The 13,018-nt window shown below is 64.8% G+C and carries 17 protein-coding genes; 3 read left to right on the forward strand and 14 right to left on the reverse strand.

The genetic code is table 11. The features are described from left to right. The first annotated feature begins 30 nt into the window (after nucleotides 1–30). The gene (locus GC106_RS08025; protein WP_173126098.1) at nucleotides 31–447 is read left to right on the forward strand and encodes a hypothetical protein; all 417 of its coding nucleotides are present in this window, start codon (nucleotides 31–33) and stop codon (nucleotides 445–447) included. On the opposite strand, the gene GC106_RS08030 is transcribed toward GC106_RS08025, so the two are convergent. The 12 genes from GC106_RS08030 to GC106_RS08085 form a co-directional block, all read right to left on the reverse strand. After that, the gene (locus GC106_RS08030; RefSeq protein WP_246365092.1) at nucleotides 411–1,937 is read right to left on the reverse strand and encodes a glycoside hydrolase family protein; all 1,527 of its coding nucleotides are present in this window, start codon (nucleotides 1,935–1,937) and stop codon (nucleotides 411–413) included. The genes GC106_RS08025 and GC106_RS08030 overlap by 37 nt on opposite strands. A gap of 118 nt (nucleotides 1,938–2,055) precedes the next feature. Next, nucleotides 2,056–3,093: a GNAT family N-acetyltransferase gene (locus GC106_RS08035; protein WP_173126100.1), complete on the reverse strand. Its 1,038-nt coding sequence runs from the start codon at nucleotides 3,091–3,093 to the stop codon at nucleotides 2,056–2,058. Beyond that, entirely contained in the window at nucleotides 3,090–3,515 is a 426-nt protein-coding gene (gene aroQ, locus GC106_RS08040) for a type II 3-dehydroquinate dehydratase (RefSeq protein WP_173126102.1), read from the reverse strand. The genes GC106_RS08035 and aroQ overlap by 4 nt, the downstream gene beginning before the upstream one ends. Then, a complete protein-coding gene (gene aroB, locus GC106_RS08045) occupies nucleotides 3,512–4,612 on the reverse strand; it encodes a 3-dehydroquinate synthase (protein ID WP_173126104.1) in 1,101 nt (366 codons plus the stop codon). Before aroB ends, aroQ begins: the two co-directional genes overlap by 4 nt. 5 nt (nucleotides 4,613–4,617) lie before the next feature. After that, on the reverse strand, nucleotides 4,618–5,133 hold the full coding sequence (locus GC106_RS08050; RefSeq protein ID WP_217280190.1) for a shikimate kinase: 516 nt from the start codon (nucleotides 5,131–5,133) through the stop codon (nucleotides 4,618–4,620). Beyond that, nucleotides 5,130–6,317, reverse strand: a complete 1,188-nt coding sequence (gene aroC, locus GC106_RS08055) for a chorismate synthase (protein ID WP_173126106.1) — start codon at nucleotides 6,315–6,317, stop codon at nucleotides 5,130–5,132. Before aroC ends, GC106_RS08050 begins: the two co-directional genes overlap by 4 nt. A 33-nt stretch (nucleotides 6,318–6,350) precedes the next feature. Continuing rightward, nucleotides 6,351–6,998: a hypothetical protein gene (locus GC106_RS08060; RefSeq protein WP_173126109.1), complete on the reverse strand. Its 648-nt coding sequence runs from the start codon at nucleotides 6,996–6,998 to the stop codon at nucleotides 6,351–6,353. A gap of 65 nt (nucleotides 6,999–7,063) precedes the next feature. Beyond that, nucleotides 7,064–8,197, reverse strand: coding sequence for a DUF222 domain-containing protein (locus GC106_RS08065; protein ID WP_173126112.1), 1,134 nt, complete (start codon nucleotides 8,195–8,197; stop codon nucleotides 7,064–7,066). Between the two features lie 120 nt (nucleotides 8,198–8,317). Continuing rightward, nucleotides 8,318–8,806: a prepilin peptidase gene (locus GC106_RS08070; protein WP_246365095.1), complete on the reverse strand. Its 489-nt coding sequence runs from the start codon at nucleotides 8,804–8,806 to the stop codon at nucleotides 8,318–8,320. Between the two features lie 216 nt (nucleotides 8,807–9,022). Then, nucleotides 9,023–9,604: a class I SAM-dependent methyltransferase gene (locus GC106_RS08075; RefSeq protein WP_173126118.1), complete on the reverse strand. Its 582-nt coding sequence runs from the start codon at nucleotides 9,602–9,604 to the stop codon at nucleotides 9,023–9,025. Between the two features lie 2 nt (nucleotides 9,605–9,606). Then, complete coding sequence (locus tag GC106_RS08080; protein ID WP_173126121.1) at nucleotides 9,607–10,062, reverse strand: PTS sugar transporter subunit IIA; 456 nt, start codon at nucleotides 10,060–10,062, stop codon at nucleotides 9,607–9,609. Next, entirely contained in the window at nucleotides 10,059–10,295 is a 237-nt protein-coding gene (locus GC106_RS08085; RefSeq protein ID WP_173126124.1) for a PTS sugar transporter subunit IIB, read from the reverse strand. The genes GC106_RS08080 and GC106_RS08085 overlap by 4 nt, the downstream gene beginning before the upstream one ends. Nucleotides 10,296–10,481: 186 nt before the next feature. On the opposite strand from GC106_RS08085, the gene GC106_RS08090 reads away from it, so the two are divergent. Then, complete coding sequence (locus GC106_RS08090; RefSeq protein WP_376777718.1) at nucleotides 10,482–11,783, forward strand: PTS transporter subunit EIIC; 1,302 nt, start codon at nucleotides 10,482–10,484, stop codon at nucleotides 11,781–11,783. Further along, entirely contained in the window at nucleotides 11,776–12,042 is a 267-nt protein-coding gene (locus GC106_RS08095; protein WP_173126649.1) for an HPr family phosphocarrier protein, read from the forward strand. Before GC106_RS08090 ends, GC106_RS08095 begins: the two co-directional genes overlap by 8 nt. Nucleotides 12,043–12,154: 112 nt before the next feature. On the opposite strand, the gene GC106_RS08100 is transcribed toward GC106_RS08095, so the two are convergent. Both GC106_RS08100 and GC106_RS08105 read right to left on the reverse strand, forming a co-directional pair. Next, a complete protein-coding gene (locus tag GC106_RS08100) occupies nucleotides 12,155–12,763 on the reverse strand; it encodes a GrpB family protein (RefSeq protein ID WP_173126130.1) in 609 nt (202 codons plus the stop codon). A gap of 57 nt (nucleotides 12,764–12,820) precedes the next feature. Next, nucleotides 12,821–12,979, reverse strand: coding sequence for a hypothetical protein (locus GC106_RS08105; protein WP_173126133.1), 159 nt, complete (start codon nucleotides 12,977–12,979; stop codon nucleotides 12,821–12,823). Nucleotides 12,980–13,018 lie beyond the last annotated feature (39 nt).

Consider the following 13,018-nt stretch of genomic DNA (forward strand, 5'->3'; position numbering starts at 1 on the left):
TCCGCGGCACGCTCGTTATAGGGTTTCGTGGTGCGGTTTTGGCTGATCCGAGGCGGAGTGCTCGCGTTCGTGCTGGCCGGTGCTGATGTCGGGCTGGCCGCGATCGCGGTGCACGTCAGCTCGCTCGGAGTGCTCCGCTCGACCGTGCTCGGCGTCGTCGCCGGGCTTGCCGCGTTGTGGGGTGCGCTCGACGGTTGGCGGCAACTGGATGACCGCGCCCGAATCTGGGTGCTGTCGTCGATCGTGGCCGGGTTCGCCAGTGGTCTGTTGCGGGTGATCGGCAAGTCTGTGTTCGTGGACGAGACCGGGCTGAGTTCGCTGGGCAGCGCGCTGACCGGCGACGCGGCTTTCGGCGCGCTGGTGATTCTCGTGCCCGCCGGGCTGGGGTTGCTCGTCGGCGGACGGATCGCTCAGCGCGCCACGGCCAAGGCTGGTCCGACGGAGTAACTGTCCCACTTCGCCGGCGGGATGTTCTCGACCTGAGACGAGTTGGCCGCCACCGCGACCGGGCTCACCGGGTACAAGCGGCTTCCGCCCAGCAGGAACGCGGTTCCCCGGCCTTCGGCCTGCACCGCAGCGGCGCCTGGCGTCACGTGCGCAGCCACCGGTACGCCGTCCAACGCGGCCGCCCGTTGACCGATCACGACCGCGCCCATCGTTTCGGCCACCGACCGGCGGTCCACCCGAACCACCTCGGTACCGAGCACCAGATCGAGCGTCCTTTGCGGCGACGGCATTGCGAATCCTTGCAGCGTCGCGAACGCCGACTGACGAGTGGCGCAGCCGTTGACGGAGTGCAGATCGAGCCCGAACCGCTTCAGGTCGGTCGGCTCGGCCTTGTCCCGGGTCGCGCGGATGAGGTCGATCGGTACCCGGCCGCACGGATCGGTCAGGGAGATCGGCGCGTGGCCGTCGGACCGCCGGGCAAGTCCCGGGCCTTCCTCCCATGGGCCCGGAACCAAGACCGGTTCGTACGGATGGATCGTGAAGTCCCGGTTCCAGAAGGTGATCGTGGTGCCGCCCGCGGTTTCGTGCCCGATCGCGAACGCGTCGAGCGCGTCAACCCACATCCAGTCGGCGCTGAACGCGTCCACAACCGATCTCTCACGGCCGTGGCCCGGTTTGAAACCGTTCGCACCCAGCATCTCCACGCCGGTGGTGAACGTCGGATCCTGCGACCGCAGAACGAACTGCCCGGCGCCGTTGTCATGCGCGCCAGCCCCGTTCGTGTCGGTGAACATCAGGTAGAACCAGCCGTCGAGATACAACGCCGACGGTTGTCCAGCTCCGTAGGTGTTGCTGCGACCGACCTCGTATGACGAGCCGACGATCGGCTCGCCTCCCTTCGCCCGCGTCCAAGTAACGCCGTCAGGGCTCGTCGCCAGCCCGATCGCATTGCCTGAGCTGTGATCGTTCGGCGCCCCTGTGTAGTACAGGTAGTACGTCCCGCCGACTCTGATCACCGACGGGTCGCACGTATGCCGCCCGTCAAAACCTTGCCCCGCCCCACCGAACACCGCTCGTGCCCCGGAGAACGGACCCGCTGGCGTGCTCGCTTCGGCATACAGGATGTCATCACCAGGTGGTGGATTGCTGACCAACTGGCTGCACCACCACATGCGCACCCGGCCGCTGTCAACTATCACCGACGGCGCGTAGTTGTACTGAGCGTTCTCCCCCGCGGCCGCTACAACTCCGCCATCTAACCGCTGGTTGTCCTGGGATAACGCTCTCGGTTGCGGCGGAGGTGCGGCAGCAGGTGCTGGCGCGGGTACCGGCTTGGCAGACGCCGAAGCACCACCGATGACGGCGCCCCCCGCAGCGCCTTCGGCCTGTGGCGGAGCCTCCGAGCACGACGACGACAAGGCCGCTGCCCCTAGCAACACCAACACCAAACGACGCACACACAAGCCTTCCGTCACCCAGTCGGGCGACATTCTACGGTCCTGCCACCGAGCATCGGCGAACGCGACCTAACCGTGTGGCTATCGAAGCGGCATGTGCGCGGTGCAGACCACTCCCCCGCTCACCAGAGCCGTCCGCGATCAGTCCGGCTCAGCGCACAGTCCGCGGCAACGCCGCATACACCCGGTGCGGACCGCCGTAGTGCGTTCCAGTGCCGACATCAATGAAGCCGAGGCGATCAGCGAGCCGATGACTGGCGTGATTCTCCTTGTGGACCAAAGCCCAGATCGCGGGCAGGCGGAGCGTGTGCAGGCCATGATCCCTGATCGCGATCGCGGCTTCGGTCGCGAGACCACGCCCCTGGTGGTCTCGGCCGAGATACCAGCCGATCTCGGCAACTCCGCCGGTCAGTTCGCCTGAAGGGCGCAGGTGACCGATCCCGACCAGGATGTCGTCCTCGATGAACGCCCAGTGCCCCATGCCACTTGGCCCGTCGTAAGCCAACCGGCGGTCGATCATCCCGTCGATCGAGCCCGGCTGTCGCGCGTCGGCGTTCAAGAAGTGGGTCAACGCCGGATCACTGAAGATCTCCCGCACATCGAGCCGGTCGTCCTCACGCAACGGCCGAATCACCAGCCGTTCGGTCCGCAGCGTGGGCTGCCGGTCATGGCTGTCGGGTTCGGTCTGTGGCAGCAGCACGTGGATGCGAGTCGCCCCGGCCGGTTGGTAGTAGTCGGCGACGTCAAGGAAGCCAAGCCCCTTGGCGAGGCGAACACTCGGCTCATTGTGCGCGTGGATCACAGCCCAGATCGCAGGAAGCCCTAGAGTGCGAATGCCGTAGTCGAGCAGGGTGCGCAGCGCCTCAGTGGCGTACCCCTGTCCGACATGTGTCCGGGCGACGAACCAACCGACTTCGACCACTTTGCCGGCCAGCCGGTCCGACGGGGTGAACCGGCCGACACCGATCACCGAACCGTTCAGGTCCAGCAACCATGTACCCATGCCGTTGGGCGATCCCCAACCAAGCCACCGCTCGAAACTTGTCGCCGCGTTGACCGGGTCGGACATGTCGCGCGTCAGGTACTTGCTACTGACCGGGTCGGCGAAGATATTGATCACCGCTTCCCGGTCGTCGGCCCGCATCGGCCGCAACGTCAACCGGTTCGTCTCGAACGTCGGCTGACTCATTGCTCTGCCAACCACCTGATCGCCAAGGGGTAGCCCTTCACGCCGAGGCCAACGATGACCCCGCTCGCGACGGCCGAGATGTAGCTGTGGTGACGGAACTCCTCGCGCTTGTGCACATTCGAGATGTGCACCTCAACCAGCGGAGCCGTCAGCATCGCGCAGGCGTCTGCGATCGCAATGGAGTAGTGCGTCCAGGCGCCCGCGTTGAGAACAACCGGGGTCTTCTGATCGGCGGCCTCATGCAGCCAGCCGATCATCTCGCCCTCGTGGTTGGTCTGCCTGACCTCGACGTCGACCCCGATTTCCTTGCCAGTCTGCTCGCACAGGGCGACAAGGTCGTCGTGCGTGGTGTGGCCGTAGACCTCTGGTTCTCGCGTACCGAGCCTGCCCAGGTTCGGGCCGTTGAGCACCAGAATCTTCACAGCAACACCCCTCCGTCCGCCGATTTGGCCGCCACCGCCGAGTACGCGCCCGCGAGCAACGCCGGGTCAGGACCTTCCAACCTGCCGGGCTTGGCGAGACCGTCAAGAACGACGAAGCGGAGTACCCCGGAACGGGTCTTTTTGTCGTTACGCATCGCGTCGATCAGCTGCGGCAAGGCATCCGCGTCGTAGTGGGTCGGCAGACCAATCGACTCAAGCACGTCGCGATGCCGATCCGCGGTGGCGTCATCCAGCCGACCGGCCAGGCGGGCCAGTTCAGCGGCGAACACCATGCCCACGCTGATGGCCGCACCATGACGCCAGCGGTATCGCTCGCGTCGCTCGATCGCATGCCCCAGCGTGTGGCCGTAGTTGAGGATCTCCCGCAGCCCGGATTCCCGCAGGTCGTGTCCGACGACGTCCGCCTTGATCTGAATCTTGCGGGCGACCAGTTCGGCGATGACGTCGCCCTCCGGGTCGACAGCGGCCTTCGGGTCGGCCTCAACAAGTTCGAGGATCCGCGGGTCCGCTATGAAACCGCCCTTGATCACCTCGGCCATGCCCGCGACAAGTTCGTTGGCGGGCAACGTGGCAAGCGTGGCGAGATCGACGAGCACCGAACTGGGCTCGTGGAAGCAGCCAACCAGGTTCTTACCCGCGTCTGTGTTGATGCCCGTCTTGCCCCCGATCGACGCGTCGACCATGCCCAACAGCGTCGTCGGCACGTTGATCAGGCGGACACCACGCAGCCAGGTCGCCGCGACAAACCCGGCCAAGTCAGTGACGGCCCCACCTCCGAGGCCGACGACGACTCCTTGCCGATCGAGACCGATACGGCCGAGTACCTCCCAGCAATACCCGGCGACGGGCAGCGCTTTGCCGTCCTCAGCATCGGGAATCTCAATACGGTGGGCATCAACGCCCGCGGCAGTGATCTCCTCACGAGCGCTCTCCGCGGTGGCGGTCAACGTCGGCGGGTGGATAATCGCGACTTTGGAAGCACTTTGCAGCTTCTCGACCAGGTCTCCAAGCAGACCGCGGCCGACAACAACCTCATACGGCTGTTCGGTGCGAACAGCGATCTTGACCGGCTCCATCCCCGTCACCTCACCGGCATGGCCGCGAGGACATCCTCGAGGATGTCCTCCGGAGCGCGACCGTTCGTCGGCACAATGGCGTCCGCCACCTCGGTGTAGATCGGGCGACGATCGGTCAGCATCTGCCGCAGGTGCGCACGGGGGTTCGGCAACAGCCACGGGTGCAACGCGACCAGGCCTTCCCTCTTGAGCAGGTGCTCGAGGTCGACGTCCAGGAAGACCACGTGATACGGATTCAGCAGCTCAGGGACTCCAGGCGCCGTTGGCGTACCGCCACCGAGTGCGAGCACTCCATCGTGCTTCGGCAGCACGCGCACCAACAATTCGTACTCAAGCTCCTGAAAACGCTCGCGGCCGAAGTCGACGACGAGTTCGCCGGCTTCCTTGCCGTGCTCAGCAGTCATGTCATCGTCGAAGTCGCGGAAGCCGACACCGAGTCGCTCCGCCGCCATCTTGCCGATCGTGCTCTTGCCCGAGCCGGGCGGGCCGACCAGGACCAGCACCGGACCATTGGTGCTCACCAGCGCTCCTCCAGTGCCTTCAGGTACGCCTCGGCGTTCGCCCGCGTCTCGCGCATCGAGTCGCCGCCGAACTTCTCCAACGCCGCGTCAGCCAGGACCAGTGCGACAACCGATTCGAGCACCACACCGGCGCGCGGCACCGCGCACACGTCCGATCGCTGGTGGATCGCCACAGCGGGCTCACCAGTGACCACATCGACTGTGGACAGTGCTTTCGGGACAGTTGAGATCGGCTTCATGGCAACGCGAGCTCGCAGGGGTTCACCGTTGGTGACACCGCCTTCCAGGCCACCAGCCCGGTTGGATCGCCGAGTCACGCCCTTCGGGCGACTTCCCCGTTCGATCTCGTCATGCGCCTTGCTGCCCCATCGGCGAGCTGTGGTGAAGCCGTCACCGATCTCCACGCCCTTCATGGCCTGGACACCCATGAGCGCGCCAGCCAACCGTGCGTCCAGCCTCCGGTCCCAGTGGACGTAGCTGCCGAGGCCCGGCGGCAAGCCGTACACGATCACCTCGATGACACCACCGACGGTGTCGCCGGCCTGCTTGACCGCGTCAACCTCGGCGACCATCGCGTCAGTCGCTTCCTGGCCGAATGCGCGGACAGGGCTCTCGTCGATGGCGGCAAGGTCACTGGGCAACGGCTCAGGACCTTCTGGCGCCTCGGCCGCGCCGATGGACACGACGTGGCTGATGATCTCGACGCCCAGCAACTGGCGCAGAAAGCCCTTGGCGACCGTTCCCAGTGCCGTCCGTGCCGCGGTCTCTCGCGCGCTGGCCCGTTCAAGGACCGGGCGAGCCTCGTCGAAGCCGTATTTCTGCATGCCCGGCAGGTCGGCATGGCCGGGCCGTGGCCGGGTCAGTGGCTCGTTCCGGGCCAGCCCATCAAGCTCAGCGGCATCGACCGGGTCGGCCGCCATGACCTTTTCCCATTTCGGCCACTCGGAGTTCTCGATCTTGACCGCGATCGGTCCCCCCTGGGTCCGGCCGTGCCGGACGCCACCCAGGAACTCGACGGTGTCGGTCTCGAACCCCATGCGAGGGCTACGCCCGAAGCCGAGCCGCCGCCTTGCCAGTTGGGCGGTCAGCTCCTCGGTGGTGACCTCGACTCCGGCCACCATTCCTTCGAGCACGGCGACAAGGGCCGGGCCGTGTGACTCCCCAGCGGTTATCCAGCGCAGCACAGACCGATCCTTTCACGTCGCAGGAGCTCAGCCCTACCCTGGGGGCGGTTGCCCGGCGGCGAGCCACCGCTCGAATTCCTCTGGGCTGCGCACCCCGTGTTCGAGGACAGCGGTGTAAATAGGCAACCCACCCGGATAGTCCGGTGATCGGCGCTGAGCGTCCTTGATCGCCAAAATGGACTCGCGCTGACGAGGAGTGACGGAGTCCCGCAACTCCTCATGCCAGGAAGCGACGTTCTGATGGGCGTCGTGCAACCACAGCGAGAGGTCGATGCACCATTCTCCCGCTGGTCGATCAACGCCGATCTCGACGTGGTAGCGCTCATCCCGGACATGTTCAGTAGGACACCGCAGGCCTCTCTCATCCTGATATTCGAAACGCACCACTCCAGGTAACTCGATCACTCGCTGGATGAGCCTCATGACGTCAACCGGCATGAATCGCGCGCTGACGAGAACCATCACGTCCAGCTCTCGCCATGTCATGAGACCGGACACAAAGCTTCCCGCGAGCAGGACTGGACCGGTCTCAGACAGCAGGCCGATGAGATCCAGCTCGCGCAGCAACTCAGCACCCTCTGCATGTAACTTCGCCTGCCGCTGTACCAACCCGTGAACCCACTCACGCAGTTCACCACTCCACCGTCGCGGTGCCACGCGGTTTCCCTGCTGGGTCGTCATGACGTGGCCAAGTCCTTCTCAGCCAGGAACGCTCGCATAGTTAGGCCTAACGGCACGGCACGCAGTCACGCAGGAGGGTCGAGGTAGCGCTCAGGCACAGCAGCGAACCGTCGGCCATCTTCGCTGACGAACGTGAACACGCCTGGCGCCGATTCGGTGACAGTCCAGCTGCTGCCTTGTCGCCCGACGCTGTGATGCGCACACGTGGTCCTGACAGGCGTCGCGCCGACACCAGATTCAGCGTCGTCTGTACGGCGCACCGCGGCGTCACCCCAACTAGCCACAACGTCCGCCCTGCATCCGGGCACTTCGCAACGAACTGGCGAATCAACGGACACCGCGTACCGGTGGCGGCTGATGTCAAGCACCTGACCGGCCGACACTGGAGGACCGCACTCTGGGCTGAGCCGGGCCTCAGCGGCAACCTCGCCATTCTGTCCAGCCGCTACCGCTGTGGGGATGGCCGGTTCCCCGGAGGTCTCGTTGAGTCCTGCGTGAGCGGTCAGCGAGACCGAGCCGTCGATTGCGGTGCCGATCGGGTCCGTACCCCTGTGACCGAGCATCAAGTCGGTCAAGACTGCGACGCGACGCTGGCCATCAGTCCGACCATCTCCCGGAGTCCTGGCTATCTCAGCGAGGTGATCGATCCGTTTCCGGGCAGCTATGGCATCCTCCTCCGCCAGGTCAGCGGTAAGCCTGCTCATCCCCTCAACAGTTGGCTCGATGGAGACGTCCGGATTCCGCAAAGCTTCCAGACGGCGCCGTTCCGCTGCCTCTGCCTCAGCTTCGATCACGCGCTGCCGGACCGCGTCCCGGAACCTGCGGTAGTTCACGCGCCCACCAGCGGCCAGGACGTCCTGCTCAACCCGGATGGCGTCCTCGTCGGACAATCCACCCGTCAGATCCACCATCGCAACGGCTCTGCGCAAGTCGATGTCTCCGTCAGCCAACGCGGACAGTGTTCCAGGCAACCGAGTGACCAGCTTTCGAGACTTCCTCACCTTCGTGTCAACGACGCGTGGCGAGATCGCCAGTTCCACAGCAACCTGTTTCCTGGCGTCGTCGGCGAGTTCCATCCCAGCCTTGTCGGGTGGACGCAGCTCTGCGTACCTGGCTAGCGCTTTGGTGATCTGCGCGTCGCACAACGACTTCAACCTGATGGCGGCGATGATCATCGTCATGCACTGCGATGCGGTCATCTCTTCGATGGGACCAGCCGGCTGCGGCTCAACGGCACCATGGTCTACCAACGTTTCCGCGGTCATAGTCAATCCAATCGGGGTTTCGAAGAAGTGATGGTATGGGTGGGACGGGTGAACTCAGGTCCACAAGTGCCCAACGTCAACAGGTAAGCCTGTTCCGGCTGGCAAGTACGCCAGTAACCACGTAGCGGCAAGCAAACCTGGACCGTGTGGAACGCGGTCTCCATAGCGGCCAAGGGAAACAGCCCGCAAAGCGAGCGTGAAAAAGGCGGCCAGAGCCAGGCCGATCGACAAGGCGAACCAGCCAACCGCGCCGAGGATCGCCCCTAGGCTGCCGGAGAGTTTGACGTCCCCACCGCCAAGCGCATCTGGCGCCAAGCGGTGGGCAGTCGCGTGTAGACACAAGAACAGCACGGCGCCCACGAGCGCGCGCTCCAGACTGCCCGCGAATGCCAGTAGCACACCGAATACGGGGTAAGCCGAGATCGTCAAGGCGTCGGGAAGCCGACCGTGTAGCAGGTCTGTCGTTGTGAGCAGAACCGCGAACCAAGCGAGCGTCAAGATCACTGGCAACCACGTGATCGGTACATTGGCCAGCCCTGCCATCGTCCACAGGACGGCACAAGCGGCCTCACACCAGCCTGGCCTCACCGTCGCACCGCGCCGTAGTCGACGCAGCAGCCACCGACCGAGCGCTCCTGACAGGAGACCGCCGGCTGCGAGGGAGGCGATGAAGACCACGCCACCAGACTGCCCATAGAGGACCGTCGAACGCCACAGTTTGGCGCATCGAAACCGTACGAACGGACCGTTCGTACGGTTTCAGTCGGGCTTCACCCAGGTGAGCGAGTATCGCGAGAGGATGTGACGGCGGTATCGAACCCCTGGTAGCAGCGTTGAGGCCAGACGTCGCATACTGGAGTACGTCTCCGGGGGAGGCCAGCATGTCGGTGAAGGATGCTCCCAATAGCCTTTCGTACGACGATGCATGCGCGCCGCCACAGCTCCAGCTAGTTCATACGGCACATCACGCATCGTCGGCCTGGCCAGGCCGACGATCACCATCGTCCCGCCGGGCCTCAGCAACGAGTCGAACCGAGCGAGCGCCGCGGCCGCGTCCACATGGTGCAGAGCTGCTACTGAGGCGATGAAGTCGAAGGACATCTGGAAGTCGTAGGTGAGCGCATCAGCTACGACGTACGAAATACCGTCGTCGTGCTTCTTGGCCAAGTCGATGCTCGCCTGGTCGAGGTCCACACCGACGACGTTCGGCACCTTTTCCCGGAGCGCTCGAGCGAGCATGCCTTCACCGCACCCCACATCCAATGCGTTTCGTGCGTCCGGCGGCACTGCGGAAAGCACCATCGAGTGGTAGTGGATGTTGTGGTTCCAGCGTTGCGCCATGATCAAGGATGCCAGACGAACAACGTCTGTCCAGCCTTGACATCGCCGTCCGGCCTGACGTCCGCCAGCTCGCTGCTCTGTGCGTCCAGCGCGATGACCGGGCAGACCGACGAGTACCCAATGGCTTCCACAGAGCCTGGATCCCATCCGATGATCCGCTGCCCCGCGCGTACCGTTTCGCCTTTCACCACGTGCAGTGTGAAACTTTCACCCTTCATCTTCACCGTGTCGATTCCCAAGTGGACCAATACAGCTTGCCCACTCTCTGCCGCCACAACGAACGCGTGTGGGTGCAGGGTCACGACGGTCCCGTCGATAGGAGAAAGAACGTCAGCGGCCACAGCAGCCGGTTGCACGGCCAGTCCTGGCCCGACCATTGCCTGAGCGAACACGGGGTCCGGCACGGCCGAGAGCGCGACGACAGAACCGGTGACCGGGCTGGAAATCCTTAGTGTCACAGAAGATCCTCGATGTCGCTGGCGATCGTGTCGGCTTCCGGGCCTACGACGATCTGCACGGCGCCACCCATCCGTACGACGCCATGCACGCCCAAGGCCCGCAACGCCGGTTCGTCCACCAAGGATTCATCTTCCAGTTCGCAGCGGAGCCGCGTGATGCACGGCTCGAGTTCGATCACATTGTCGGCTCCGCCAATGGCGGCCAGGATCTTCGCCGCCCGCTCGTCTGCCATCTGTTGTCCCTCTCCGTTGTGTAGCCTGCGGACTTTGTACGCGTCACATACCGACCGCGTCACGCATCGACACAAAGTCGTAACGGTCGTTGACACGTAACGCCTGGCAGGCGCATAGTCCCGCACTTACCTGGTCTAGACCAGGGCGGTTGAACGCGTCAGGACACCCGGCCCCGATACGGGAGAATTCCAGTGAGCGCACCACAGGTCCAACAGTCCGGCCGTGGCTTGGCCGGTTTACAACGCTTCGCGCGAAGCCTCATGTTGCCCATCGCGGCCTTGCCGGCCGCGGCCCTGCTGTCCCGTCTCGGCTACATCGACGGCAGCGGGAAAGGCCAAGGCGAACTGATCGCCGCCATCCCGGGAGCGTTCTTCGACGACGCCGCGAGGGTCATCGGCGCTGGCGGCGGCGCGCTGTTCGACTTCCTTCCGCTGCTGTTCGCGATCGGTATCGCGATCGGATTCGCACGGAAGGCGGACGGCTCGGCGGCGCTCGCGGCGGCAGTCGGCTACCTGGTGTTCCACGAGGTGCTCGTGGCGACGATCAACGATCCCAGCCTCACCGAGGGCAAGTCCTTCATGAGCGGGCCGTACGGTGTACTCGGCGGCATCATCAGCGGCCTGATCACGGCCGTCCTGTGGACTCGTTTCCACCGCATCAAACTTCCGCCTTACCTCGCGTTCTTCGGCGGCAGGCGGTTCGTGCCGATCATCGCCGCGGTGGTCATGCTGATCGTCGGCGTCATCCTCGGCCTGGTCTTCCACTGGTTCAACACCGGTCTGACCCACGTCGGCGAAGCGGTCTCGGGATCCACCATCGTCGGGGCGGGGATCTACGGCGCGCTCAACCGGTTCCTGATCCCGTTCGGCCTGCACCACATCATCAACTCGTTCGTGTGGTTCGTGTTCGGCGAGGCCAACGGCGCCACCGGTGACCTCAACCGGTTCTTCGCGGGTGACCCGAACGCGGGCGCCTTCATGTCCGGGTTCTTCCCGATCTTCATGTTCGCCTTGCCCGCCGCGGCACTGGCGATCTACCACACGGCTCGCCCGGAGAACCGCAAGCTGGTCGGCGGCCTGATGCTGGCCGCGGCTCTGGCGTCGTTCCTGACCGGCGTCACCGAGCCCTTGGAGTTCGCGTTCATCTTCGTTGCCTGGCCCCTGCTGATCGTGCACGCCGTGCTCACCGGTGTGTCGCTCGCGGTCACCAACGCGTTGGGGGTGCACGACGGGTTCGGGTTCTCCGCCGGCGCCATCGACTACGTGTTGAACTGGAACTTGGCCACGAAACCGTGGCTGATCATCCCGATCGGCCTGGTGTTCGCGGTCATCTATTACGTCGTGTTCCGTTTCGTCATCACCAAGTGGAACCTGCGCACGCCGGGGCGGGAAGCGGAGCCGTTGGATACCGAAACGACGATGGACACGCCAACCGAGCGCGTGCGGCCTCAGCATGGCCAGCCACCGTCTCCAGGTCGACGTGCCTGAGGTCCGGGTTCGGGTGGCCAGCGCAGTGGGTCTGCACGCCAGGCCCGCGGCGCTGGTCGCCCGGCTGGCAGCCGAACAGCCGGTCGCGGTGACCATCCGCAAAGATGGTGGTGAACCGGTTCCAGCGGTCAGCCTGCTCGGTCTGATGACACTTGGCGTGATGCACGGGGACGAGGTCGTCCTTGCCGCGGAAGGCGAGAACGCGCAGTCCAGTTTGGACAAGATTGCCGGGCTGATCGCGACCGATTTCGACTCGTAGGTCATGAGGGGCCTGGAGATCACCATCTGGCGGCCTGGCGAGCCAGAGCGCGTCGTGCGGAAGAACGGCGGGTCCGGCTTCCGGGGCGCCGGTGCCGCCGGAAGCCCGTGCGTCAGTAGACTGGACAGGGATAGTCAGGGGCGCCCGCGCGTGCCTTGATTTCCTCGATTACCCCGGTTTTGGCGTCGGCGTAGTTCTGGACGTACTTCCAGTCGCGTTTGGCGAGTTCCTGTTTGGTGGTTTGGTACAGCAGGCGGTCGTCGTCGTGCGTTCGTAGCCAGTCGCGAAAGACGGTGTACGTGTCGAGTTCGACGCAACCGGCCGTGTACGTGTGCAGGTTGACGTTCCGGGTGTGGCCGCGTTCGAGGCGCGTGTAGAAGCAGCGGTGCTCGTGGAACTCCGGTTCACGGATCTGCAGGTCGTAGCCTGCCGCGACGAGCGCGGGAACATACGTGTCGTCCTGGGATGAATCAGGCACGGCGAGGGCGATGTCGATGATGGGTTTCGCCGCCAAGCCAGGAACCGAGGTCGAGCCGACGTGCTCGATCCGCAGGGCGACGTCGCCCAGTGCTGCCCGTATTTTGTCCGCTTCCTCGGCGAACCATGCAGGCCACAGAGGGTTGTAGTCGGCGACGACCACCTTCACCGAGTAGGGAGCGGGGGCGTCGCCGACTATCGCGGCCAGATGTTGCTCGTCCTGGGTCGTGTTGTCCTGAGACACAGGAAATCCTCTCGATAGACAAGTATTCCAGGCTATCGAGAGGTGCAACCGAATATTTCAGCGCCCGAGTTTGCGCCGAGTAGTGGTCCGTTGTGCCGCTGCGGCCACAGTCCCTACGGCCGCCACCGCACCGAACAACGCCAGAAAACCGGCAAAGAACACGGCCATGATGACAAGCACCACGGCCAGCATGCCCATGGTCAACGCTGTACCCACGCACACCCTCCGTTCAGTGATACCCACCGCATCGTGAGC

Origin of the sequence: Kibdelosporangium persicum (assembly GCF_013280595.1) — a bacterium.
In the GTDB taxonomy this organism is placed as follows: domain Bacteria; phylum Actinomycetota; class Actinomycetes; order Mycobacteriales; family Pseudonocardiaceae; genus Kibdelosporangium; species Kibdelosporangium persicum.